Origin of the sequence: Glutamicibacter nicotianae (genome assembly GCF_016907615.1) — a bacterium.
Classification (GTDB): Bacteria; Actinomycetota; Actinomycetes; order Actinomycetales; family Micrococcaceae; genus Glutamicibacter; species Glutamicibacter nicotianae.
Genome location: NZ_JAFBCH010000001.1, coordinates 1 through 24,332, shown reverse-complemented (window position 1 = coordinate 24,332; position 24,332 = coordinate 1). Strand labels below are relative to the sequence as shown.

24 protein-coding genes and 1 pseudogene are annotated in these 24,332 nt (G+C 59.8%); 15 read left to right on the top strand and 10 right to left on the bottom strand.

Annotation, left to right across the window (positions count from 1 at the left end; all coding sequences use genetic code 11):
- Window positions 1–110 precede the first annotated feature (110 nt).
- On the top strand, window positions 111–1,166 hold the full coding sequence (gene arsB, locus JOE62_RS00120) for an ACR3 family arsenite efflux transporter (protein ID WP_338085723.1): 1,056 nt from the start codon (window positions 111–113) through the stop codon (window positions 1,164–1,166).
- 11 nt (window positions 1,167–1,177) lie between these two features.
- Window positions 1,178–3,070 carry an FAD-dependent oxidoreductase gene (locus JOE62_RS00115; protein WP_204719393.1) on the top strand — a complete coding sequence of 631 codons (1,893 nt, stop codon included), beginning with the start codon at window positions 1,178–1,180 and terminating at the stop codon, window positions 3,068–3,070.
- A gap of 9 nt (window positions 3,071–3,079) precedes the next feature.
- Here JOE62_RS00115 and JOE62_RS00110 read toward each other — a convergent pair whose 3' ends face one another.
- Window positions 3,080–3,592, bottom strand: coding sequence for an ABC transporter permease subunit (locus JOE62_RS00110; protein WP_338085814.1), 513 nt, complete (start codon window positions 3,590–3,592; stop codon window positions 3,080–3,082).
- 20 nt (window positions 3,593–3,612) lie between these two features.
- Window positions 3,613–3,972, bottom strand: a complete 360-nt coding sequence (locus JOE62_RS00105) for an ATP-binding cassette domain-containing protein (RefSeq protein ID WP_239543072.1) — start codon at window positions 3,970–3,972, stop codon at window positions 3,613–3,615.
- 179 nt (window positions 3,973–4,151) lie between these two features.
- Here JOE62_RS00105 and pstS point away from each other — a divergent pair, with 179 nt between their 5' ends.
- Entirely contained in the window at window positions 4,152–5,291 is a 1,140-nt protein-coding gene (gene pstS / locus JOE62_RS00100) for a phosphate ABC transporter substrate-binding protein PstS (RefSeq protein WP_338085722.1), read from the top strand.
- A gap of 57 nt (window positions 5,292–5,348) precedes the next feature.
- Here pstS and nhaA read toward each other — a convergent pair whose 3' ends face one another.
- The 3 genes from nhaA to JOE62_RS00085 form a co-directional block, all read right to left on the bottom strand.
- On the bottom strand, window positions 5,349–6,626 hold the full coding sequence (gene nhaA, locus JOE62_RS00095) for a Na+/H+ antiporter NhaA (RefSeq protein WP_204719389.1): 1,278 nt from the start codon (window positions 6,624–6,626) through the stop codon (window positions 5,349–5,351).
- Window positions 6,627–6,714: 88 nt separating this feature from the next.
- Window positions 6,715–6,876: a hypothetical protein gene (locus JOE62_RS00090; RefSeq protein WP_204719387.1), complete on the bottom strand. Its 162-nt coding sequence runs from the start codon at window positions 6,874–6,876 to the stop codon at window positions 6,715–6,717.
- A 68-nt stretch (window positions 6,877–6,944) separates the two neighbouring features.
- The gene (locus JOE62_RS00085) at window positions 6,945–7,574 is read right to left on the bottom strand and encodes an FCD domain-containing protein (protein ID WP_204719385.1); all 630 of its coding nucleotides are present in this window, start codon (window positions 7,572–7,574) and stop codon (window positions 6,945–6,947) included.
- Between the two features lie 5 nt (window positions 7,575–7,579).
- On the opposite strand from JOE62_RS00085, the gene JOE62_RS00080 reads away from it, so the two are divergent.
- Both JOE62_RS00080 and JOE62_RS00075 read left to right on the top strand, forming a co-directional pair.
- On the top strand, window positions 7,580–7,741 hold the full coding sequence (locus JOE62_RS00080; RefSeq protein WP_204719383.1) for a hypothetical protein: 162 nt from the start codon (window positions 7,580–7,582) through the stop codon (window positions 7,739–7,741).
- 149 nt (window positions 7,742–7,890) lie between these two features.
- Window positions 7,891–8,445 carry a type 1 glutamine amidotransferase domain-containing protein gene (locus JOE62_RS00075; protein WP_204719381.1) on the top strand — a complete coding sequence of 185 codons (555 nt, stop codon included), beginning with the start codon at window positions 7,891–7,893 and terminating at the stop codon, window positions 8,443–8,445.
- A 357-nt stretch (window positions 8,446–8,802) separates the two neighbouring features.
- Here the strand turns inward: JOE62_RS00075 and JOE62_RS00070 are convergent, their stop codons facing one another.
- Complete coding sequence (locus tag JOE62_RS00070) at window positions 8,803–9,270, bottom strand: DUF4383 domain-containing protein (RefSeq protein WP_204719379.1); 468 nt, start codon at window positions 9,268–9,270, stop codon at window positions 8,803–8,805.
- Between the two features lie 222 nt (window positions 9,271–9,492).
- Window positions 9,493–10,287 (bottom strand): YsnF/AvaK domain-containing protein, encoded by a 795-nt coding sequence (locus JOE62_RS00065; protein ID WP_204719378.1) that lies wholly within the window; start codon window positions 10,285–10,287, stop codon window positions 9,493–9,495.
- Between the two features lie 419 nt (window positions 10,288–10,706).
- On the opposite strand from JOE62_RS00065, the gene JOE62_RS16410 reads away from it, so the two are divergent.
- The 8 genes from JOE62_RS16410 to JOE62_RS16695 all read left to right on the top strand — a co-directional run bounded on the left by JOE62_RS16410 (window position 10,707) and on the right by JOE62_RS16695 (window position 17,647).
- On the top strand, window positions 10,707–10,835 hold the full coding sequence (locus JOE62_RS16410; RefSeq protein ID WP_275587931.1) for a hypothetical protein: 129 nt from the start codon (window positions 10,707–10,709) through the stop codon (window positions 10,833–10,835).
- Window position 10,836: 1 nt separating this feature from the next.
- Complete coding sequence (locus tag JOE62_RS00060) at window positions 10,837–11,787, top strand: carboxylate-amine ligase (protein ID WP_204719377.1); 951 nt, start codon at window positions 10,837–10,839, stop codon at window positions 11,785–11,787.
- Window positions 11,788–12,063: 276 nt separating this feature from the next.
- Window positions 12,064–12,609 carry an MFS transporter gene (locus JOE62_RS00055; protein WP_338085813.1) on the top strand — a complete coding sequence of 182 codons (546 nt, stop codon included), beginning with the start codon at window positions 12,064–12,066 and terminating at the stop codon, window positions 12,607–12,609.
- A gap of 415 nt (window positions 12,610–13,024) precedes the next feature.
- Window positions 13,025–14,023, top strand: a complete 999-nt coding sequence (gene sbnA, locus JOE62_RS00050; protein ID WP_239543070.1) for a 2,3-diaminopropionate biosynthesis protein SbnA — start codon at window positions 13,025–13,027, stop codon at window positions 14,021–14,023.
- Complete coding sequence (locus JOE62_RS00045; protein WP_204719375.1) at window positions 14,020–15,648, top strand: FAD/NAD(P)-binding protein; 1,629 nt, start codon at window positions 14,020–14,022, stop codon at window positions 15,646–15,648. Before sbnA ends, JOE62_RS00045 begins: the two co-directional genes overlap by 4 nt.
- An 8-nt stretch (window positions 15,649–15,656) precedes the next feature.
- Window positions 15,657–17,129: an alanine racemase gene (locus JOE62_RS00040; RefSeq protein ID WP_338085721.1), complete on the top strand. Its 1,473-nt coding sequence runs from the start codon at window positions 15,657–15,659 to the stop codon at window positions 17,127–17,129.
- 190 nt (window positions 17,130–17,319) lie between these two features.
- Complete coding sequence (locus tag JOE62_RS00035; protein WP_204719373.1) at window positions 17,320–17,469, top strand: hypothetical protein; 150 nt, start codon at window positions 17,320–17,322, stop codon at window positions 17,467–17,469.
- Between the two features lie 28 nt (window positions 17,470–17,497).
- The gene (locus tag JOE62_RS16695) at window positions 17,498–17,647 is read left to right on the top strand and encodes an integrase core domain-containing protein (RefSeq protein ID WP_420842187.1); all 150 of its coding nucleotides are present in this window, start codon (window positions 17,498–17,500) and stop codon (window positions 17,645–17,647) included.
- A gap of 21 nt (window positions 17,648–17,668) precedes the next feature.
- On the opposite strand, the gene JOE62_RS00025 is transcribed toward JOE62_RS16695, so the two are convergent.
- The 3 genes and pseudogenes from JOE62_RS00025 to JOE62_RS00015 all read right to left on the bottom strand — a co-directional run bounded on the left by JOE62_RS00025 (window position 17,669) and on the right by JOE62_RS00015 (window position 20,875).
- Window positions 17,669–18,484 (bottom strand): DUF8548 family protein, encoded by an 816-nt coding sequence (locus JOE62_RS00025; protein WP_204719370.1) that lies wholly within the window; start codon window positions 18,482–18,484, stop codon window positions 17,669–17,671.
- A 141-nt stretch (window positions 18,485–18,625) separates the two neighbouring features.
- On the bottom strand, window positions 18,626–19,207 hold the full coding sequence (locus JOE62_RS00020; protein WP_204719368.1) for a recombinase family protein: 582 nt from the start codon (window positions 19,205–19,207) through the stop codon (window positions 18,626–18,628).
- A gap of 361 nt (window positions 19,208–19,568) precedes the next feature.
- Window positions 19,569–20,875, bottom strand: a pseudogene (locus JOE62_RS00015) (ISL3 family transposase).
- A 221-nt stretch (window positions 20,876–21,096) separates the two neighbouring features.
- Between JOE62_RS00015 and JOE62_RS00010 the strand changes: the two are divergent.
- Window positions 21,097–23,637, top strand: coding sequence for a hypothetical protein (locus tag JOE62_RS00010; RefSeq protein ID WP_204719366.1), 2,541 nt, complete (start codon window positions 21,097–21,099; stop codon window positions 23,635–23,637).
- Window positions 23,638–23,647: 10 nt separating this feature from the next.
- Window positions 23,648–24,332, top strand: a 685-nt coding sequence (locus JOE62_RS00005) for a hypothetical protein (protein WP_204719364.1), incomplete at its 3' end; no start/stop codon positions are given.

The window sequence follows — 24,332 nt, the reverse complement described above, 5'->3', positions numbered from 1 at the left end:
ATTGACAAACGTCGATATGTTTCATCATACTCAAAACATCGATAATCGTCGATGTCTATTCTTGGAGTGATGATTCAGTGGCACCTGCCCCTGCGCTAGACACGGCCCCCGTGGCGGCCAAACTTTCCTTCCTGGACCGCTACCTGGCCTTGTGGATCCTGCTCGCCATGGCCGTCGGCCTGGGCCTGGGCCGCATCTTCCCGCAGCTCGGCGCCTTGCTGGACCGCTTCACCGTGGCCGGGGTGTCGGTGCCCATCGCCATCGGCCTGCTGGTCATGATGTACCCGGTGCTGGCCAAAGTGCGCTACAACGAAACAGGCCGCGTGCTGGCCGACAAGAAACTGATGGTCACCTCGCTGGTGATCAACTGGATCCTCGCCCCGGCATTCATGTTCGTGCTGGCCTGGATCTTCCTGGCCGACCTGCCGGAATACCGCACAGGGCTGATCATCGTGGGGCTGGCCCGCTGCATCGCCATGGTGTTCATCTGGAATGACCTGGCCTGCGGGGACCGCGAAGCGGCCGCCGTGCTGGTGGCCATCAACTCGGTATTCCAGGTCATCGCCTTCGGTGCCCTGGGCTGGTTCTACCTGCAGGTGCTGCCTTCCTGGCTGGGACTGGAAACCACCAGCGCGCAATTCTCCATTGCCGCGATCACTGCCTCGGTGCTGGTCTTCCTGGGCATCCCGCTGGTGGCCGGCTACCTGACTCGCACGCTGGGCGAAAAGGCCAAGGGCCGCGACTGGTACGAGGGAAAGTTCCTGCCGAAGATCGGCCCGTGGGCGCTGTATGGATTGCTGTTCACCATTGTCCTGCTCTTCGCACTGCAGGGAGATAACATCATTTCCAAGCCGCTGGATGTGCTGCGCATGGCCGTCCCGCTGCTGGTTTACTTCGTGGTGGTTTTCGGTGCCGGCATGGTCATTGGCCACTGGCTGAAGCTGGGGTACCCGCGCACCACCACCTTGGCCTTCACTGCGGCCGGGAACAACTTCGAGTTGGCCATTGCGGTGGCCATCGCGACCTTCGGCGCCACCAGCGGACAGGCCCTGGCCGGGGTGGTCGGTCCGCTGATCGAGGTGCCTATCCTGGTCGCCTTGGTCTACGTGGCCCTGTGGGCCCGGAAATTCTTCCCCGCATCCAGCACCGTCACAACTTCTGCCTGAGGAAAATAACCATGACTGCAACCGAGAAGCCTTCAGTTCTCTTTGTCTGCGTGCACAACGCCGGACGCTCCCAGATGGCCGCCGCCTACCTCTCTCACCTTTCCGAAGGGCGAATTGAGGTCCGCTCGGCCGGCTCGGCTCCCGCTGATTCGGTGAACCCGGCCGCCGTCCAGGCAATGCTGGAGGAAGGCATCGACATGTCCGCCGAAGTGCCCAAGGTGCTGAGCACCGAAGCGGTCAAGGACTCGGACGTCGTGATCACCATGGGCTGCGGGGACGCCTGTCCATTCTTCCCTGGCAAGCGCTATGAGGACTGGAAGCTGGAGGACCCTGCAGGTCAGGGCATCGACGGCGTGCGCCCGATCCGCGATGAAATCCGCACCCGGATAGAGCAGCTCATCGCCGAACTGCTGCCAGCCAGCCAAGCGGCACCCGCCACCCGGAATCCAGCAGCCAAGGAGAAATCCATGAACCAGAACCTTCCAGTGATCGTCATCGGCGCCGGTCCCATCGGGCTGGCCACCGCAGCCCACCTGCGCGAGCGCGGGCAGGACGTGCTCGTCCTGGAAGCCGGGGACAGCGCCGGTGCCGCCATTGCCCAGTGGTCCCACATCAAGCTCTTCTCCCCATGGCGCTTCAATATCGATGCCGCGTCCCGACGGCTGCTGGAAACCCCCAGCGAAGGATATGCCGGGGATTGGGAAGCGCCGCGGATCACCAAGCTGCCCACCGGTGCGGAACTTGTCAGCGAGTACCTGCAGCCGCTAGCAGCCCACCCGGCACTGGCGCCACGCATCCGCTACAGCCACCGCGTGGTGAAGATCAGCCGCGTGCTGGCCGACGGCCGCGGCTCCGACAAGGCCCGCACCGCGAACCGCGACGACGCACCGTTTTTGGTGCGCACCGAAACCCCTGGCGGCCTGGTGGATCTGCTCGGCCGCGCCGTAGTTGACGCCAGCGGAACCTGGAACCAGCCAAGCCCGGTAGGCCGTGGCGGCATCGAGGCAATCGGCGAAGCCGAAGCACGTGAGCAGGGCTTCATCACCAGCGGGCTTCCCGATCCGCTGGGCGCCGATGAGAACGAGCTGGCAGGCAAGGACCTGCTGGTGCTCGGCGCTGGGCATTCGGCGGCGAACACCATCATCGCCCTGGGCCGGTTGCAGAAGCAGCACCCTGATACCCGGATCCGCTGGGGCCTGCGCGGGGAAGCCAACCCGATCCGGCTCTACGGCGGCGGAGCCGCCGACCAGCTTCCGGCCCGGGGCCAGCTGGGCACCTCGCTGCGCCGGCTGGTGGAAAACGGCCACGTGGAACTGCTGGAGAATGTCTCCGTCGCGTCGATGAACGCAGGGGAGCAGCTGGCAGTCGTGCTGGCTGATGGCCGCGAGCTGGCCGTTGACCGCATTATCGCTGCCACCGGTTTCCGCCCGGATCTGCAGATGCTCTCGGAGCTGCGCTTGGAGCTGGACGAATGCGTCGAGGCCCCGCGCCAGCTCGGTCCCTTGATCGATCCGGAGTTCCACAGCTGCGGAACGGTCAGCGCGCACGGCGCCAAGGAACTGGCGCACCCGGAAAATAACTTCTACATCGTTGGCATGAAGAGCTATGGGCGGGCCCCGACGTTCTTGATGGCTACCGGCTACGAGCAGGTGCGCTCCATTGCCGCCGCCCTCTCCGGAGATGCGGAGGCGGCCGGCCGGGTGGAGCTGGAGCTGCCGGAAACAGGTGTTTGCTCAACGGACCTGGGCGGCTCCTGCGACGCTCCGGCCAGCGAAAACTCCTGCGGAACGGAACCGGCCGAGCCTGCCGAATCCAGCGGCTGCTGCAGTTCGCCGCAGCCGGTAAGCCTCGGGCTGTCCACCGGAACGCTGCACGGCAACAGCGAACTGGCAGCGGAACGGTAGTCCCGCCGTTCAGCTCACCGGCACCTGGGAGCTCCCGGACTGCGCCTCCAGCTTCTTCGAAGGGCCGCGGGAACCGGCACGCCGTGGCACCGGAATCCCGGCGAGCGCCACAGCGCACACGGAAGTCAGCACCAGTGCGGCGCCCGGGGCGATGGCGGTGAACGGAGCCCGCTCGACATAGCCGATGCCTTCGGCCAGCAGCAAACCCCACTCCGGGGTGGGCGGCTGCGCCCCGAGCCCGAGGAATCCCAGGGCAGCCAAGGCCAAAGCCACCCCGGGCAGCCGCAGCATCCCATGCCGCAGCAATGCGGGAATCACCGCTGGCAGCAAATGCTGGATCCAGATCCTGCTCCGCGGCACCCCCGAGAGCGGAAGGCAGCGGATATGCGGCATGGCCCGCGCCTCATCAAGCAGCGAGGCCGCATGGGTGGCCAACGGAGGCCAGCTCACCCAGAGCACGGCCAGCGCGGCACCGCCCACCGATGGGCCCACCAGGGCCGCGATGACGACCCCGGCAAGAATCGGCGGCGTCGCGTTGGCAATTACCGCCGGTCCGCGCGAGATCTCGCCGGCTGCCGCCCCAGCGGCAGCAGCGGGTGCAGGGCATCTTGGCCGCGTTGCGGAATGCAGCCAATGCGGCGCGAGTCGGCAATGCGGGTGCCGGGGAATTCCAATCCGGGTGCCCAGTGCCCGGTGATCATGGACAGCAGCAGCGACTTGCCAGCACCCGAGGTGCCGGTGATGACCACGCGCTCGCCGGGAAGAAGCGTGAACACCTCGATTTCCAGCAGAGCGCGGTTCTCCGTGCGCAGTCCCAGGCGTGCGTTGCGCAGGAGGAACACCGGAGCAGGCGGCTGGTGGGCGCCAGGCTGGCTGATCGATGGGGAATCCACATAAGTCATAATGAGAATCATTATCACTTAAGCTTTTGCGGCGAAGCAAATCAATGGGCCCGGCCTAAGCGGCTGGGAATGCGTTGGGATAAGCACCGACGGGTTTGAGAAGCGCAAAAATGTTGGAAAGATGTTTGACTGGAGTTTACGAACTAGTTGAAACGTACCCCTATAATCCAGGAGCTGTTGTGCGCCCCACCCGCTTTGCCCCTCATTCACTTGCCCGCCGGGCAGGAGCAATCACCGCTTCCAGCCTTGGCCTGGCCCTGCTGCTCTCGGGCTGCGGTTCGGATTATCCGTTGGGGGAGGAGCAGCGCAAGGCCGCCGAAGCCAATACCTCCAACCTGGAAGGCACCCTGACCGGAGGCGGATCCACCGCGCAGAACTCGGCCATGAACGCCTGGAGCACCGAATTCTCCACCCTGCACCCCAAGGTCCAGGTGCAATACGCTTCGGTGGGATCCGGCGCCGGACGCGCAGGGCTGCTGGCCGGCGGTACCGAGTTCGCCGGATCCGATGCGTATCTGAAGGACGAGGAAGTTCAGCGTTCTATCGAAACCTGCGGGCCGCAGGGCGCGATCAATATTCCGGCGTATATTTCCCCGATCAGCATCGCCTTCAACCTGCCGGGCATCAAGGAACTGAATATGGATGCCGAAACGATCGCCCGGATCTTCTCCGGCGAGATCCGTTCATGGCAGGACCCGGCCATCGCCAAGCTGAATCCCGAGGTTCAGCTGCCGGATATCCCGGTAACCGGGGTGGCCCGTGCCGATGACTCGGGCACCACGGAGAATTTCACCGAATACCTGCATAGCGTGGTTCCCGAGGTGTGGACTCATGAGCCCGATGGCGGCTGGCCGGATGCCACCGGACTGGAGAAAGCCCAGGGCAATGCCGGTGTGGTCACCACCGTGACCCGCGCTGTCGGAGCGATAACCTACGCCGACGATTCGCTGGTGGATCAGTCGCTGGGCAAGGTGAAGCTGAAGGTCGGAGATGAATTCGTCGCCGTTAGCGGGGAAGCCGCGGCCAAGGCCGTGGCCGAATCCGAGCGTGTGGAAGGACGCGGGGAGCACGATATCGCCCTGGAACTTGACCGGAAGACCACCGCCGAAGGCGCATACCCGATGGTGCTGGTCTCCTACCTGCTGTTCTGCAGTGGTTATGAGGATCCGCAGACCGTGGAACTGGTCAAGGCTTTCGGGCAGTACGTGGTCAGTGATCAGGGGCAGAAGACGGCGGCCGACTCGGCCAAGAGCGCGCCCATGCCACAGCAGCTGGCAAAGGAAGCCCGCGAGGCCATCGATTCGATTACTGCGCGCTAGTAGGTCCGTTGACGCGTCTTGCTGCATCCGTCCGAGGGGCGGATGCAGCAAGACTTGCTACGCGCGCGAGGCGGCTGCCGCTCGGTACAGGCGATTTCGCGCCCCGAGGAGCATCGCGCCAATGAATGCGGCCAGCAGTGAGCCGCACAGCACCCCGACCTTGACATACTGCGCTTCATCCCCGCCTTGGCCGAAGGCCAGTTCGCCTACCAGCAGGGAGACGGTGAAGCCGATGCCGGCCACGAAGGAAAGGCCCAGCACGTCCGGCCACTTGATGCTGCTATCCAGCTTGATTCCGGGAATCCTGGTGACCAGGAAAGTGGAGCAGGTGATTCCAATCGACTTGCCCAGGACAAGTCCGAAGATGATGCCCAGCGCAACCGGACTCAGCAGCGATTCTCCCAAGCCGGAAAGGCCCCCGAGTGGAACCCCGGCCGCGAAGAAGGCGAACAGGGGAATTGCGAAGATCGATGAGGGAATGGACCATCGGTCGGCGAAATGGGCGGCCAGTCCCTCATGGATTTCGTCGCCCTGTTCGTTGGTTCCGATTCGGACATGGGCTCGCTGGGTAGCCACTACCGGAACCATGAAGCCCAGCAGTACGCCGGCTACCGTGGCATGGATTCTCGAGGCGTGCACCAATGCCCAGACGGCTACTCCGAGCGGGATGAGGATCCACCAGGCCCGGACCCCGCGCTGCACGGCGAAAGCAAACGCGGCTAGCGGGAGCAGGGCGATGAGCAGCGGCAGCCACGACAGGTTCTCGGTGTAGAAGATGGCGATGATGGAAATGGCCAGGAGGTCATCGACCACCGCCAGGGTGAGCAGGAAAGTGCGCAGGGCCGGTGGGAGGAACTTGCCCACGACCGCGATAACGGCAATTGCGAAGGCGATGTCAGTGGCCGCGGGAATCGCCCATCCGTTGATGGCGGAGCTGCCCGAAGCGGAGATGGCAAGGACGTAGAACAGTGCAGGCAGCGCCACGCCTCCCACGGCGGCCGCGACGGGAACGATCGCCGTGCGCGGATTGCGCAATTTGCCGACAACGAATTCCTCCTTGAGCTCCAGGCCGACGACAAAGAAGAAGATGGCGAGCAAGCCATCTGCGGCCCAAGATCCTACCGAGAGGTTCAGATGCAGGGCCTCGGGGCCGAAACGGAAATCGCGCAGCCCCTCGTACCAGGGGGCTGCCGGGGAATTGGCCAGGATCAGTGCGGCGAGGGTGGCGCAGAGCAGCAGCAGTCCGCCCATCGAATCCTGCTTGAGGGTCTGGTGGATACCGCGCCAGATGGCGTGGGGTGCTTGGCGGGATACGCCAGTTGAAGGGTATGGCAAGGTAACGGGTCTTTCTGGGATCCGGGAAAAAGGGGCACGACGGCGCGCGGAATCCACGAAAGAAAGAACAGGTGGTGGGACCGCGCAATTAGTGGCGCGGTGGCGGGCAGCCGGCGATCTCGCCGTGGGCGTTGGTTCCCCAGGAACTCAACCACCCGTTGGTGCCGCTGGCAAGTTTGGTCAGCAGTTTCCCGTTGGGGAAAACGGCAGCGCGAAGCCGCTGCGCATGCGTTGAAAGGACCAAAGCCATGCTTCCATTCTACAGATCGACGATGCTCTGGCGTAACCCGGAACGGCCCAGCTGCTTCGGGTCTGGCGCTAGTGCATCAGGCTGGCGAACATCTTCAAGCGCAGCGCCTTGGCGGTGGACACATGCTTCTGGATGAGTTCGCTGGCCTTTGCGCTGTCGCGTTCGCGGACGTGATCCACGATGCGCTGGTGCTCGTCCAGCGATTCGGTCCAGCGCGAGCCGACGGACAGCGTGGATGATGGGGCGTGGATCTGGTGGGTGGCCAGGCGCTCCAGCAGATCCTCGAGCACCGGATTGTGCGCTGCGCGCCAAAGCGCGCGGTGGAACTCGATGTTGGTGGCCAATCGGGTGGCATCATCCGGCTCGGCAAGTGCGCGGTCGCGGTCAACCAGGGCCTGCAGGCGCATCAGGTCCACTTCGGTGCGCACCGAGGCGGCTTCCTGGGCGGCCGGGCCTTCGAGCAGGATGCGCAGGTCATAGACCTGCATGATCTGCTCGGGGTCGATTTCCTTGACGAAAAGTCCACGGGCGCGGCGCTCTAGCAACCCTTCGTGCAGCAGGCGGGTCAGGGCTTCGCGCACCGGGGTGCGGGACACGCCAAAGCGTTCGGCCAAAGCAACCTCGCGCAGGGCGTCTCCGGGCTGGAATGCGCCTTGCAGCAAGTCGTCCTTGAGCTGGGCATGAACTGCGCCGTGCACTGAGCGTGTCGGAAGGCGATGCCGGAATTCTGGTGGACAGCTCCATCACGGTCATCCTCTACACCATCCTCGTGCTGGCCCTGGCATTCACCGGCATCAAGCACATCTGCGAGAAGAAGGAGGCCAAAGCACTGGCCGAGGAGCAGGGCCAGCCGGCCAACGCCTGAGCATCCTATGCCCTGCGCAGCAGGCCTTGCAGCAGGCAACGTCCCCCATTCGCAGCCGGCAGCCGGCAGCTGGATGCTTCCTGAGTGCAGCTTGCCTTCGTTGGTTGCGCAAAGCACAGTGGGCAGTGGTCGATGAAAGGAGCATGAATATGCCAGATCTAGCAGGCAAGAAAGTCCTTGCGGTAGTTTCCAACCGCGGAGTCGAGCAGGATGAGCTGAAGAAGCCAGTGGAGCACTTGCGCCAAGCCGGTGCTGAGGTGGTGATCGCGGCCCCGGAGGCCGGCCAGGTCAAGTCGCTGGTTGGCGATTGGGATCTGGGGGAGGTCTTCGAAGCCAGTGAAGCACTGGCGGCAGTGGACGAGCATGATTTCGACCTGCTGCTGATCCCCGGCGGAACGCTGAATGCCGACAACCTCCGCTTGGACGCCGACGCCCAGCGCATTGCCAAGTCCTTTGCCGGTTCGGGCCGGCCGATCGCTTCCATCTGCCATGGGCCATGGCTGCTGGTGGAAACCGGATTGGCCAAGGACAAGACCTTGACCTCGTACACCTCGATCAAGACCGATGTGGTCAATGCCGGCGGCACCTGGAAGGACGAACAGGTTTTCCGCTGCCCGGCGAACGGCTACGTGCTGATTACCTCGCGTAATCCGGACGACCTCGACGCGTTCAGCAGTGCCATTGCCGAGGAGCTCAGCTCCTAGCAATTGGCGGCCAGCCGGTCCAGCCGCCGTCCGAGCCAGCTTTCCGGACGTCGGCTTGGCTGTGCTGGGACCAGAGCCCGGCATCCAAGTCCTTGGTGATCCAAGGGCACGGAACCGCCGTCGAGGAAGAGCTGAGTATTGAAATCCTCCCGCAAACAGCGGGTGAGTTCCGCTGCGCCTGCTGGGGATCCTGCGACAGCGAACTCGCTTGGATTCCTGGGATTCCCGGTGTCTGGCGGTCTCGGCTTTTCGAACCGTTGCGTGTAGCGAAGGCGCTGAGGGCTTTGCCATGAACTGCATTGCCGAAGCGGGCACCCCTGCATGCCGGGGTGCCCGCTTCGGCAATTCATCGTCTTGTCATGCCGCGTACGGGTCCCGAGGCTGTCCGGCCGCCTTCCGGGAGAGGAACAATCCCAAGGCAATCATGAGCGCACCGAGCCCGAGATGCAGCCAGTTATCCGCATCATTCAGGGGAATGAGGTTGGCTGCACTGTCGAAATCAATGACCAGCCCGTAGACCCACAAGACCAGATAGATGATTCCGCCGCCGATGAGGTAGCTGCAGGAAGCAGGCACGGTCCGAGCCATCAGGTAGCCGGCGACACCGAAGAGCAGATGCACGGCATTGTGCAGGTACGAGACCTGGAAGATTCCCAGCAACTTGGCCTCGAAGTCGTGGCCGTCACCTGAGAGCGATGCGTAGTTGGTGGTGATTCCAGGAATGAATCCGAGGACGTCGACCAGGAAGAACACGATGCCGACCGCCAGCGCGGCCTTTTGCACCAGCGGACGTTCTTCTACGACAGGATCTTTTGGATGTTCCATGATCTTGCTCCTTCACTCTGGCTGTTGCGATCGGAAGGAAACGCTGGACCGGCATGCTGGCCGCCGTCATGCTCTCCACGCTAGAGAATTGCCAGTTGGATGGCAGGGGAGTCTTCAAGTACCTAGGGAACGTCCAGCAATGGCGGTGCGCGGATCGGGGCGGAATCCGGCGCAAGCCTGATTCCGCCCCGATCACCGCTGCGTGCAGGTTCGGCTCCGGCGCTAGCGGGTCTGCCGGCCGCCTTCCCAGCCCTCAGCTTGCGCCTGTTCCATGCGCAATTGCGCTTCGCGGCGCTCTTCCTCGGTGATTGCTTCCTCTTCCAGGCTGACTCGCTCGACCGGATCAACAGCCTTCTTTGCAGCGGGGCGTTCCTCGTCCAAGGCCACCTTCTGCTCGTCCCCAGCCAGTTCGCCGCTTGTGCCAGCGGCTGCGGAATCCGTGATGGGCTCGCGCTCATGCCGCGCTTCCCCATGGCTTAACGGCACGGTGGTTGCCGCATCCCGGGTGACCACGTGCTTGCGCAGGCGCACTTTGCCGGTTTCCACGCCTTCGGTACCCACCTGCGGCTGCTCCTCGGAACGGACGGCAGAGGACCTTGGAGCGCCGGTTCCCGGACCGCGCACGTCTTCCCGCGAATACTCGGCGCGGGCATCGGTGTCCGGGACGCCCGGCTGCACGGCGGCCTGGTCTGCTTCATGATAGGACAGGCTGTAGTAGTGGTAGAGCTCCTGCTCCTGCTCTGGCGTGAGCTGGCCCTCGGGGTCGATGTTCGGGGCGTCCTTGACGGTCTGCTTGTCATAGGGCACCGAGAGCGTATCGCCTGCGACGGTCGCCTGGCTGAGCGGAACGAAGCTCTCGGAGAGGCCGAAGAGTCCGGTGCGGACCGTCGCCCATTCCGGCTGCCCGCTGCGGTCATCAAGGAAAATCTGGCCGAATTTGCCGATCTTCTGGCCGTCGGGGCCAATGACGGTGCCGCCAATTGCACTGAGTTCCTGAAGCTGTTCTGTGCTGATCATGGCTCTGTCCTCCTGCTGCGTTCGACTTCGGATCAATCCAGTAATCTCGATCCGGCTGGCCAGTAGCCGGCCGGGTGAAGCTGCGCCTCCAATTGGGCGTGACAGCCCGCAACTCTGCGTCTTGCGGTGCTTTGCCGAGCCGCGGTGAATCGATCGTCGCACACTACGCAAGCGCCCGCGCCAGGGCTTGTACTTGCATGGCCGCAAGCTCGGTAGCAGCTGTGAAAAGCAGGCAACAGGTGCCCGGGGCAGCCATCGGGCGTAGGGCCAGAAGGTGAACGGGTGCCTGTGAACTGCCGCGTGCGTCGCTGCGGCGAAGCTGGAAAATCGCTGGGCTTCGTGCCTGGAACGGCCGTCCCGGCTAGCTGCGGTCTAATGTTCAGTTCGTACTGCTGCCCAGGGAAGGCGAACCAGCGTCCATGAACAGGACCTTTGGGATCGAGGAGGAATTCTTCGTCGTGGATCCGGCAACTGCCGCCCCGGTGCCGATGTCCGATCCGCTCCCAGCTGCTTGGCCTGGAACTGCCGGGCACCACGGTCCACCGTGAAATGCTGGCCAGCCAGCTGGAAATCGTCACCGGAATCTGCGCCTCGGCGGACGAAGCCCTGGAAGCGCTGGTGCGGCGGCGCGCCGCCATTGAGCGGATATGCCGCGAACACCACGTGCTTCCCTTTGCTTCGGGAACGGCGCTGCAGATCCCGAGCAGTACGGAGTTCACCAAGGGCCAGCGCTACGCAACCATCCACGAGTTCGTCCCGGGGATCGCCCGCGAGCATTTCATCAACGGGCTGCACATCCATGTGCATATCCCGGATGCCGCAGCCGGAGTCCGGGCGCTGAATGCCTTGCGCGGCTGGTTGCCGCTGATTGCGGGAATTGGCGCGAACTCTCCCATCTGGAACGGGGAACTGACGGGTTTCGCGTCATGGCGGACGGTGCACTACCGCAGATGGTCTGCGACAGGCATTCCGCCGGCTTTTGCGTCAGAGCATGAATACCAGCAGCGGGTGGAGGACATGATTGCTTCCGGGGCGCTGCTCGATCCGGGCCACATTAGCTGGGTCGCCCGCTTGTCGGTGAATCATCCGACCATTGAAGTCCGCGCTGCGGACACGCAGATGACAGCCGGTGAATCTGTGGCCCTGGCTTTGCTCATCCGCGCCATTGTGGATACCGCTTCGGCAACACGCAGCCCTGCCAGCACGGCAGCGTCCGAGGTTCTCGACCTGGGCCTGTGGCAAGCAGCGAAATCGGGAGTGGAAGGCACTTATTTCGATAGCGGATCCAGGACATCCGTGCTTGTCAAGGTCATGATCCAGCGGGTGCTCGACTACGCGGGCCGGGCATTGCAACGTAATGGCGATGAACAGTTCGTAGCCAATTACTTGGACTCGCTCGCGAATTTCGGAAATGGAGCCACGCGCCAACGCGAGAGCTGGAACCAGGGCGGCGCGAAGCAGGTAGTCGCTGATGCTGCCGGGCTGTTCGCACAAGCCTGACAGATTTCCGCAGGAGCAATGCGAACAACCAGTCACGCGTTGCGCTAGGAGAAGTATCGCTTGTAGCGGGTTCGGCGGAGGCCTACCATCAAGGCAAGAAGTCGATCCTGCATGAACGTCCAGCGCGGTGGTGCTGGGGGCGGAGGAAAGTGATTTCCGAGCACTCGATACAACGAGGGAATCATGAGCACTCCGGCTGCAGTGCCCGGACGCATGACCAAGGAGCAGAAGCACATCGGAAAGACCAATCAGACCTAGTCTGCCCCGTTATCCACGCTGTTCAGCAAGCATCCGAGGAAGGTCATTCAGGCAACGCTGGTTTTCATGGGTAACAACTCCGCCGGCTACATGCTCACCGGTGGCTTCATTCTGGGTTATGCGACAAGCAAGCTGGGCCTGCAAGCGGGCGATCTTCTGAACATCATCACCATCGGATCGCTGGCCTGGCTGATCTCCACCTGGATTGGCGGAGTCGTCTCCGACAGGGTGGACCCCAAGAAGATGTTCATCATCGGCTGGGTGCTCCTTCTGGTCTGGCTCTTCTGGCTGTTCCTGCTCATCGAGACACGGAATCTGGCCTGGGCTACCGTGTCCTTGGTGGTCTTCGGCGCTTTCATGGGTTTCTCCTACGGCGCGTTGACGGAGCTGTATGCAGAGCTGGTTCCGTCTCGCATCCGCTTGAGCGGTTCTTCGATCAGCTACGCGCTGGGCTCGGCAGTTGGTGGCGCGTTCGCCCCGACGATTGCCGCGGCGTTGGTGGGCAAGTTCGATACCAGATGGCGGTTTCCACCTACCTGTTCATTTGGGTGGGCGCCTCGCTGATCGCGACGCGGACTTTGGAGGACCGCACCGTAGCGGATCTGTATCCGCATGATGGCGCGAGGGCCGGCGGATCAGGGGAGGACGCAGGTCCGGGGGACCTGTAATTCCGCGGATCGCGGCAGGACCTTGCCGTGGCGACGGGGCTTGGCTTTCACGCGTGGCATTCCAGAGGTCAGTGGCACTGCGCCATCAGGGTAGCGACTGTGTCCGGGGCATTCGGGAATATCCGGTGTGCGCCATCAGCCATAGCGAAGCCCAGCGGATTCTCCTGTGGCCAACCTTGGAATCCGTGATTGACCTAGGCCGTTCGAGCGTGCGCGCATAGACTGGCCGAAAATGCGATGAAGTGGAATAAATCCCATATTTTCGCAGGAAAGAGCAGTCTTGCTTGAATTGCCACACATGAATGCGAGCGATGAACATGGATAGTGCGGGAACGCTGAACCCCTTCAAATCACCTTTGGTGAAATTGGAGCGCCTTTTCGACAAGCCGGATATTGAAATATTCGCCAAACTGGACATGCTCCAGCTTTCGGGCAGCACCAAGGAGCGCACCGCGGCAAGCCTGATTGAATCTTGCATCGAATCTGGCCGGTTGCGGCCCGGAGGAATGGTCATCGAGTCAACCTCAGGCAACCTGGGCATCGCGCTGTCCCGGCAATGCGTGGTGCGCGGAATCCAGTTTGTCGCTGTTGTTGACGAGAACGCCAACAAATCAGCGATAGACATCATGAGGGCCTACGGTGCCACCGTAGACTTGGTAGTCAATCAACCTGACGGAAACAAGCTGGCCGCCCGCCGGCAGAGGGTGCAACAGCTGATGGCAGAGAACCCGGGAGCGGTGACTACCAACCAATACGGGTCCCCAAATAATCCTCGTGCGCACTATTCCTCCACCATGCCAGAAATCCTGGATGCCTTGAATGGAAACTTGGACATGCTTTTCGTTGCGACAAGCACTACCGGAACCATCTTGGGATGCCAGAATTACATTCGCGAGCATGGCTTGGACACCAAGCTCGTTGCCGTGGATGCGCTTGGCTCTGTGCTCTTTGGCGGAGAGTCCGGAAACCGGCGTTTGCCGGGGCTCGGTGCTGGCATTGTTCCCGAGCTCGCGCTACAAGCTGAACCGGATCATATCTTCCGCATCTCCGAAATCGAAATGGTCCGGGGATGCCGGGCACTGGCCCGCCGTGAAGGCATTCTAGCCGGGGCATCGACCGGTGCAATCGTCGCGGCCATGGGGCAGATGCTCCCGAAGCTTTCCGACGGTTCACGCGTGGCCTTCCTTGTCCATGATTCCGGGGTTCCGTATCTGCATAGCGTCTATAACGACCAGTGGGTGCGCGAGACCCTGGGGGAGCAGCCGGAAGCAGAAGGCATCTCGGCTTTCGAAGATCAGCCGGTGAAATGATTCGCATTGCAATGATTGGTGGCGGACCTAAATGCCTGTTCGCCTTGCTTGCGCTCAACGATGGCCTCGAAGGACTCCCGGCCCCGGCGGTGCAGGTGGACGTCTATGACCCGTATCCGCCAGGGGCCGGACGAGTATGGAACACCAAGCAACCGAAGGAATTGCGGTTGAACGTGAATCCTCGCATTATCGACGCTTCATCCAGCTTGTGCTCGAAGACCTTCAACCAATGGTGTGCAGAAAAAGGCGACGGGGTGGCCGAAGATGGCTATCCGCCGCGGGCGCTTGTGGGGAAGTACCTTGCCGAGCAGTATGATCTGCTAGCCAGCCGGGGAATCCTGCCCGTGCAGCATCGCGCAGTTGACGCCACGGGAATCAACCGCCGCGGGCCGCTGTGGGAAGTGGAGAGTGTTCAAGGAACCGAGCTCTATGACGAGGTGGTGCTTGCCACCGGGCACGGGTTGAACGGATATCTTCCCCCGGATTCGCCGGAGGGATCATTGCCTGCCGCTGCCTTCACCGTGGAACACGAGCATGCGATGGATGCTGCCGTGCCCGCGGGAAGCAACGTCATGCTCAGGGGTGCGGCGCTGACTGCATACGACATTGTCCTGCACCTGACCGAAGGGCGAGGCGGAACCTGGGAAAGGATAACCGACGAGGGCATGGAAGCCTTGCTCTATCGGCCCGGCGGAAGCGAACCTGCATCGATAACCATGACTTCTCGCAGCGGCATCCCGATGACTCCAAAACCGAATGAACGTCCGCGGAAGTTGGAGCGCATCCTCGACCCTTATCGGGACAAAGTCCGCCGGTGGGGACAAGAACGACACCACAATGATGCTGGCAAACCGGCTTCGAATACTCAGCTGGATGAACTGTGGCAGCTCCTGCTCTCCTGCGCGTTGGAGTGCGCTGAAGCAATGGGTGCACCAGTGAATGAAAACGATCTGCAGACAGCACTGCAAACCGGGATTTCCACTCGCATGTCAGCGAAGCCGTCGCCTGCAGAACAACTTCGTGTAAGCCTGCAGATCAACCACGGATGGCAAAGCCCGAGCCCGGAATGGCTGTGGGGAACCGTCTGGTCCGGGCTGTACTCCCAGTTGGTGCAAGCCCTGTCTCGAATCAGCTGGACCGGCGAGGAGCGAAAGCAATTCAAGATGTTCGCTGCGAACCTCGAACGCATGGCTTTCGGGCCGCCAGAGACCACCGCAATGAAGCTGCTCGCTCTCTTCAATGCAGGAATTCTCAAGCATGAACGGCTTTCCGAGGCCGGAGATTCCCCGACGCACCTAGTTGTCGACGCTGTGACCGCTCCGGCTGGAGTGCTCCACCTAACGGAGGCCCCGGGAGTGGGGAGCAGCAGCCTGTACCGCAAGCTCTTCTTGGCTGGGGAAGTGAGCATCAGGGCCGGGGAACGAGGTCTGCTCACCGATACAGATGGAACATGCATGGACGCCGCTGGTGAACGCAACCAGTCTCTGGCAGCAATTGGCCGCCCTACCGAGGATCCCACGCTGGGACATGACACCTTGAACCGGGAGCTGCATCCTGAATACCAACGTTGGGCACAACGAATAGTGCGGCAGCTGGCCGCTTCACAAGAGAAAGTAGTCCAGTGACGCAACCGATGATGCATGGAACTGCCCCCTTGACCGCACGCCTTGAACCGTGGATGGAAAAGGTGATCGCAGATCCGGAACTATGCCAGAAACTGATCAAGCAATACGGTTCGCCCTTGAACCTGCACGATTACTCCTCAATGGGCAGGAACATCGCTGAACTGCGCTCAGCTGCCAAGGGACATGAGATCGACTTCCAGATCTACCTGGCTCGGAAGGCCAACAAGACCTTGGGAGCCATCGACAAGGCAGTCGCAGAAGGGTGCGGGATCGACGTAGCCAGCTACAACGAACTAGACCAATGCCTCAACCGCGGGGTGCCAGCAGGGCGGCTCATTGTCACCGCAGCCGTGAAATCAGCGGAATTGCTGCGCCTGGCTGTAGAACATGGGGTCGTGATCAGCCTGGACAACGTGGATGAAGCGACCGAACTGCTGGAAATCGCAGGGGAGTCCGAACAACGTGTCGCTGTCGCGCTTCGGCTGGCATCGGATAATCCGGCAATCCCGCCCACGCGCTTCGGACTCAGGGCCGATCAGTGGCTCAGCTTCTTGGAGCAGGTCGATATGCCAGGAAAGCTCAAGGTTGATGGCATCCATTTCCACCTCAACGGATACGACGGCACGCAGCGGGCTTTGCTGGTTGCCGAGTCCTTGGAACTCATTGGCGATCTGCGAGAACTTGGCCAAGAGCCAACCTTCGTGGACATGGGGGGCGGCATCCCCATGTCCTATCTCGACGATGAAAACCAGTGGGCTGGTTTCTGGGAGGCGCTCGCCGAACTGCCAGAGGGCGACGAATCCTTGACCTGGAAATCAGACCGGCTGGGGGCAAGTGGACCTGAAGCCAGCAGTGCTGTGTATCCGTATCATCAGAAAGTGATCCGTGGCGGGTGGCTGCAGCAAGTCCTTGAGACAAAGGACTCCGCGACCCAGAAAACCATTGCCCAGATGCTTCGCGAGCGCGGGATTCAACTTCGGTGCGAACCCGGAAGATCTCTCCTGGATGGCTGCGGCCTGACACTGGCGGAAGTGGCCTTTACCAAGACACGCAGTGATGGCGCGCCTTTGGTTGGGCTGCACATGAATAGAACTCAATGCCGCTCGACTTCCGCCGACTTCCTGCTGGATCCGCTGCTGATTCCCACGGGTTCCGACAGGCAGGGACGGGAGTCTTGCGACGGTTTCCTGGTGGGCGCCTATTGCATCGAAGAAGAGCTGATCCTGCGCAGGAGATTCGAGTTCCCCAAAGGCATCGCAAAGGGGGACATCGTGGCTTTCCCGAACACGGGAGGCTACCTGATGCATATTATCGAGAGCGCTTCGCACCAGTTGCCGTTGGCAAAGAACCTGGTCGCTAATGGTGCTGATTGGTTGGTCGATGGCATCGATACTGCTGACTTGATCGTGGGACAAAGGCACCGCGCTGACTACCGGCTAGAACTGGCTGATCCCGACTTGACGGCGAATCGCCGGACATAGATACAGCAAAACCCCGAAAGCAAAGTACTCCCCTGCATTTGGGCGAATGCGAGATTCAGGGGAGCGCTTGCGGGGTCTCTCTCTCACCTAAAGCAGGGCCACGTAGGCCCAGCTATACCACCGTCCACCAGAAACTCGCTCGCGGTGATGAAGGAAATCACCACGGGCGAATCCACTGCAGACGTAACGCATGAGCACTCAGGGCACCGGCGCCCTGAGAGACTTGACGGTGTTCGTTGTCAGCGCTGGCATCGCGCAGGCCGACGAAATCTTGGATGTGAAACCCGAATCGCTGGTTCGCATGCTTGACGTGAACACCAAGGGATTTTGGTCGGCATAGGTTTTTTCGGACAGTCGCCCCGAGTAAAATCAGGGTCGTCGAGGTCATGGCCGAGACCTCCCGGTGGGTTGGCTGGTACAACTCCCAGCGGCTGCACTCGGCGCTCGACTATAGGTCGCCGGCGGATGTTCATCAACAGTGGATCGGACGGCCTGGCACGGCTGCGGAAGCCGCGTAGGAAAAACAAGAAAAGGAGCCTCTACAAAACCCGGGGCTTGACAACGCCACCTGTCTTCATTCGGCAGGCTGTTGACCTTGAGGACGCAGCAACCGGATGGTTTTCCCGTTCATTCAGCCAAATCGCGTGATCCAAATGCGCCACCGTTTCCCCGGAACCGGTGACGTTGTGCGTTTCGGTGACAATAAGTCGGGCGAGGGCCGGAGTGATGTTCAGTCCTAGCTGGTGGGTGTCAGCGACGCGTTGCACGGCCCGAACGATCCAGATGTCTGGTTTGACGTCGCCGTATCCCAGGAGCATACCGAGGTAGCGATAGGTGACTTTCCCGAGTCCGTGAACGCTGCGATAGGCGCGTTCGTGCTCTGTGTTCAAGTAGTTGAAGTCTTGGGCAGTGTAGACCGGCGGGGCCAGCTCGGTCAGGTTCTTCGCGACGTGCAGGGCTGCCTGGGCTTTTGAAGTCCCAGATGTTTTACCGAGACCAAGGATGGCCTCGATATCTGCCGTGCTGAGTTGGAGCAGTTCGCGCAGATCCTGGGCTGCCTGAGGATGGGTTTCCTTGAAAGTTTTCAGGCGGGGTAGCAGACCCTTGCCATGTTTGGTGGTGTAGCGGGTTCGGATCGAGTAGATCGCATCCAGGATGGCCATGGGTAAATGATTGGGCCAGCCGCCGGCATAGACGGTGAGCTGTTCTTCAGTGAGTTGTTGAACATCGGCGCTGAAGTGCTTGATCAGTTCCGCGTGCAGGATCTGGGATGTCATGATTTTCTCCGTGGTCAGGATGCGGTCGGCGACGACTAGCAGTGGGGTGAACGGCATAAGGGTTTCGCCACCGTTCAAGAATCGCTGCGTAATACTCCAGTGCTGACCTCATCATAAGTTGAATACCCGACGTCACGGCTGGTGTTAGGGCCGTATGAAGCAATCAGCCCTGCCTACTGCTCGCGGAACCGTCCGCTTCCGTATTCGCAGGCGGCCCGGCTAGGGGTTAAGTTCTTTGATTCGTCGGTAGAGCGTGGCGCGGGACATGCCCATGTCTTTGGCGATTTGGGTTGCAGACTCGCCGGCCTGGATGAGCTTGGCTGCGGTGCGGATCTGGGATTCGGTGAAGGTGGGCCGTCGGCCGCCGAGGTCACCTCCGGTGCTGCGGCGTTTGGTCACGGAGTCGGTGATGCGTTCGCGTTTGATTTCTAGTTCCATTTGAGCGAGGGCGGCCATAACGGTGAAGACCATGGCGCCCATGGGTGTTTTGGTGTCCACGTCACCGCCGCCGAGGTTCAGCACCCGCAACCCGATATTGCGTTCGCGTAGTTCTTCGGCGAGTTCGAGCATTCTCTGGGTGGATCGGCCGAGCCGGTCCAGGGTAGTAATGACGAGGGTGTCACCCGGATGCAACGCGTGAAGGGCTTTGTCCAGTCCGGGTCGTTTGGCGAGTGCTCCGGACTGACCATGGTCGATGTAGAGGTCGTCGCGGCGGACGCCGGCGGCGAGGAGGTCTTGGATTTGCCGGTCGGCGTCTTGGGCTTTGGTGGATACGCGGGCGTAGCCGATCAGTTTGGTCATTGGTCCTTCATGAAGTGTCTCGCAACTAATGGTGGTGACATGATTCTACGTCATTGGTTGCGACACATGGTTGCGAGAAAATTAGACCGTTGATTTTCCACGGATTTTTCGTTGGGGGGAGCGGAATGTGCTGAGACGTCTTGCAACCTATCGTTATTGACACTCTGTCTAATTTTATTTTGTAGTCCGAGCTTCTCTATTTTGTATTACTTGTTGTAACTGAATAATTGTCCAGACAGCGTCTGGACAATTTCGGCAAGCGTCATCAGCGGAAATTTTCAAGTCAAGTGAGACCAATGAGTGCTAGACAGCCTTGATTTCTTCTCCTTCATAACGTTTCAACGGCTCGTTAATCGGCTCTTCAGGATTGAGAGTGTAATCGCGGCCTGAAACCGCCGGTCTCCAGCAACGACCGCGCAATATAATGCGCCAAGTTCTTGAACCCCAACGCGATACCCCGCAAATGCTCCAGCCTCCCGTTTAATGCTTCAGTTGGGCCATTCGAACTGCCCTTGTGATCGAAGTACGCCAGGATGTCATTCTTGCGACGCTTCAGCGTGGTGCCCAACCGCTTCAGCTCCGGCAGCCCCGCGGGCACCTTGGAACCGATTTCGTCGATCAGCGTCGATAAAGCCCATTTGCCGACCTCGGGCTTCGGCTGCCGGTACGCATCGACCATCCGCTGATACACGCTCCACACCAGCTGCACCGGCTCATACGCCGGCTCGGTGAACAGGTCTTCGAGCCTGGCTTTTTGCTTCTCGATCGCCAGGTCCAGCCCCATGGTCAGCGTCCTGCGGGCCTTGTAGAGCGGGTCATCTTTGAACCCGCGCCGTCCGTGCTGCTCGCGCTGGACCCGCTGCCGAGTACGATCCAGCGCGTCTGAACCCAGCTTGACCACATGGAACGGATCCAGCACCTCCACCGCCTAGGGCAGCTCCTCGGCAGCCGCAGTCTTGAAGCCGGCGAACCCGTCCATCGCCACCACCTCAATGCCCCGCTTCCACTGCTCATCACGTTCGGCCAGCCAGCTCTTGAACACCGCCTTGGACCGCCCGGCCACCATGTCCAGCACCGTGCCGGGCCGGTGCCCTCGCGCACCGCGGTGAGGTCCACGATCACGGTCACGTACTTGTCCCCGCTGGTGGTGTGCCGCCACACGTGCTCGTCCACGCCCAGGACCCGGACCCCGTCATATCGGGCGGGATCTATGATCAGCAGGCGCCGCCCCTCGGCGAGCACCGCCTCGTTCACGGGGTTCCAGGAGACGCCGAGCCCTTCGGCGATCCGCGCAACGGACAGGTGCTGGCACACCAGCCCGGCCAGCGCCCAGCGCAGCCCGGAACGGCTGATTTTCTGCCGTGCTTCGGCTGCTTTGCCCAGATCCCCGCGCCACACATGGCGGCAGTGCACGCACCGGTACCGGCGGTGCTTGATGACCAGCACGGTGGGACGCCATCCCAGCGGCTCGTGGGCCAGGCGCCGGGTGATGGTATCGCGCGGGACGCCTTGCTGCCCACAGCGTCCGCACCACGAGTCGGGGTCGGTCACTTCGCACAGGAACTCTGCCCGGCTGGTGCTCAGTCGCTGGCCGGTGGCGGTCAACCCGAGCCGATCCAGGCTGGTGAAGGTCGTCAGGTCCGGGGTCGTGAAGGTAGGATGGGGCAACGTCGAGGTCTTTCGAGAATGTTTGTGTAGGAACTTCCATTCTCTTGGAAGGCCTCGACTTTTTCGTGTCCCGGCGACACGCCCGGGATCCGGGGCTCTGATTTGACGCGATTACACTCTCAATCCTGAAGAGCCTTGTAAGTGTGTATTCGATTCATTCCAAAACCTAACTAGTCCAAACGGTCCAGAGGGTGTGTTATGTTGATCCAAACTAAGGCGAAATGGAGAAGACATTGGTAGTAGGCACCGGTGGGTGGGGCGATCAGGAGCTCGAAGTACTAATTTCTGAATATTTCGAGATGCTACGTGCAGAATTGAACGGCAATTCCTATGTAAAAAGACGTCACAATGAAGTTGTCGTAAATTTAACAGGTCGTACGGCGTCCTCCGTTGAATTTAAATTCTGTAATTTAAGTGCTGTTTTAATTGATCTTGGTCTTCCGTACATACGGGGTTATAAGCCGAGGTCAAATTATCAGAAGCGTCTGTTCAGCCTTGCCGAACAGCGGATCGATGAAATTTCGTTGAACGGTTTATCTCAAAAACCAGTGGGAGAAGACGGTCCGGAATTAATGTACCAAGGATCGCTAGAGACAGAATCGCGGAATACGAATGTAGCTGCATTCCAAAGCGCACCACTGGAAACACGCACTAACTCGATTTCTGTTTCGCAACTAGGTAATGAGGAGCAGAGCGGAGAGGCTGACTTTTGGCAACGTGTTTCTAATCTCTGGACGCGTGCGACTGGGGGTGAATCGGTCGCTGATCGACCAGAGACTGTGGGCGCAGCACAATCTGTGAATGATCCGCTCGCGCATCTAGAAGGGCCAAGACCAGCGGGCCTTAAAGAGGCTGGCGAGTGGTTTGCCTCCGGTTTGCAAGAGACGGATGTTCCGCGAATGCTTTTTTTGGTAGGAGGGCCTGGCGCAGGAAAGAGCCACATGGCTCGTAACTTAACGGCCGGGCTGCAAAGAGTTTCGCCGTCTGATGATTATCTGGCGCATCGAACGTACGAGTATGCCGGAAATAAGCTCCCTGTAAAGCTCGTAAACGACGCGACGATTCCGAGTGATGATTATCCTGTGCTGGCGTTGGCTAACGAGATATCAGATGCCCTAAATTCAAGAAGCCACTTAGTAGCATGTGTTAACAGGGGCATGCTTGTTGAGGAAATTCAAGAATATGGAAAGAGTCAACGTGTTGATGACACTATCAACTTGTCGGCGGAGATGATCCGTCGGATTAATGATCCTGAAAATTCGATACATGCCTCGGGGCAATGGAGTTTCGAGCTTAAAAACGAATCTTCCTACATCCAATCCGGAACCGTTAAATTTGACGGATCAGTGTATTCTCGGGTGGTTATCGTTTATGTAGATGTGTGCTCTCTTCTTGAACCTAGACCGTGGGTAGAAATTCTGAATGATGGGGAAATTGTCTATCAGAAATACCCATTCTCTACAGCGAGCAAAACAAATGATGAATTGACAAATTCGGCAGCCGGAAAATTGCTGTCATCAGTAATTGACTATCTTGATATGCCGCATTCGCTACATTCAGAGGCAAAGACGAACCCTGTATTAGCTAACATTCTCACCCTCAGCAATACACAGATGCGTAGCGGTCTACTAGAGATATTGAGATCGGCGGAGATTTATACAGGTAGCAGGTTTACCTATCGCGAAATTTGGGGCGCCTTCGTTCGATCCATCGTCGGGTATCTCCCGGATACGATTCTGCCGGACGACGTAATTAAATCTGGCAGAGCTGGCGAGGTTGTGTTGCATGGTTCTCCGATTAAGCAATTCGAGTTAATGATGGCTGCTGGCGACATTAGGATTTCAAACTCGCTTTATGGAATGTCTTGTATGTCAAACTCCGATCTTCCTGATCCAAGGAAAAATCCGGTGACAAGGCTTACCTGCCAAATTGACCCGTTGCGCGATTCTTTGGCCGGCAGGATTTCAGATCCAAAAAGCCATGGATGGGCAAGCCCTGTTGCAGATGCATTGAGCGGATATGGGCCTGGTGAGTCACCGTTGAAAGCCCTAGTTTCAGATCAGGAGTCAACTGCTAACGATCTCGTAGCGCATGGAATTACTTCCTTTGAACTCGAACTTGACGAATCATTCCGCAAAGTATTTGAAGATCCCCGCACGAAAGAAAAAGACCGTGCCAAGTACGTGAATTGGTACGGAGCGTATTTGACACGCTTTTATGCTCTTTATCAGGGAATTCCAGCGTTCCGTCGAGATATCGAGTTGTGGCGGCAAACTTGGAAGAATAGTCCGCAAATTCCGAAGGCACTGGAATCCGGGTTGAGGACTCTCATGAGACCGAGCAGAAACCCGGAGGATTCGTTCTCACGATCTTTATTGCCGGTTCTAGATAGTCGAACTGCACCAATTGTCGGATCCGTAGTGCGTCCAAAGCTGGCGTTGTCGACCGAAAACTATGAGCTAGAGACGAAAGCCAACGGAGAAGACCTCCAACTTGAGCTTAAAGAAGGCGGAAGGGTAGTCGGGAGTATCTCTTTGGATCTCGCGCTCGTCAGAGAGGCGAATGCGTGTTCTCTCAATTATTCAGGCGTCACTGAACTTAGCGAGACCACTTTGCCTCGACTTGAACGAGTTCGTTCAGCACGGTTAGTTCCTGAGAACTTGACTCCGGATAAGTACCGAATCGTCGATGGAAATAAGGACTACATAGTAAATGTAAATCCTGTCGCAGTTAATATACTTTCAGAAGGTAATAATGTTTGATGCTAGTTGCATGGTTCTGAAGATTAATAGGCCGCAGTATGTATCTATCCCTGAGGGGTTCGTTAGTGCACTGGCGTGGCAATGCTTTGACGTTGAAAACAGTCCGAGTGGCACAAATTCTGTTGGTCGCATTTACCGATCAATTAAAAAGAGTACGTCCAAGCGGGTGCGCATTATAGAAACTGCACCGGAACGGGAGAGGCTTTCCGAGTTTGGTAGAGAGCTCGCGAGGCATGGTGTAACCGTTGAAGACGTAGATGCCGAGGTCCTCGCTCAAGCTGTGGCCAATTCAGTTGCGGGAATTCAGTCAGAAAAGGGAACAATTCAGGCATCAAGTCCATTGACTCCTACTTTTGCCCTCATGCAGGATATGAGGGGAATTCAGGGGACGCGCAATCCCCCTGACTTGGGCGGAATTTTGGATGCTATGTATCAGTATGGCTTGCCGCGAGCGTCTGAGCCTCAACAGAACGCTTCAGCACTCTGGTTGAGGTCAGCTCAGCAAAGATGCGAACAAGATCCGCTTTTATCGGCAATGGACGGCGCCATTCGAGAATTGACTTTCGGCGAAACGCTATCCCTGAAATCATCGACCACAATTCTGCCACTTGCTGATTTCTCTGGCACTCCGTTTACGTGGTTCCACGAGAGTTGGTCGCGCCTGACATCTAAAGAATGGGTTTCCGCGTTGCCAG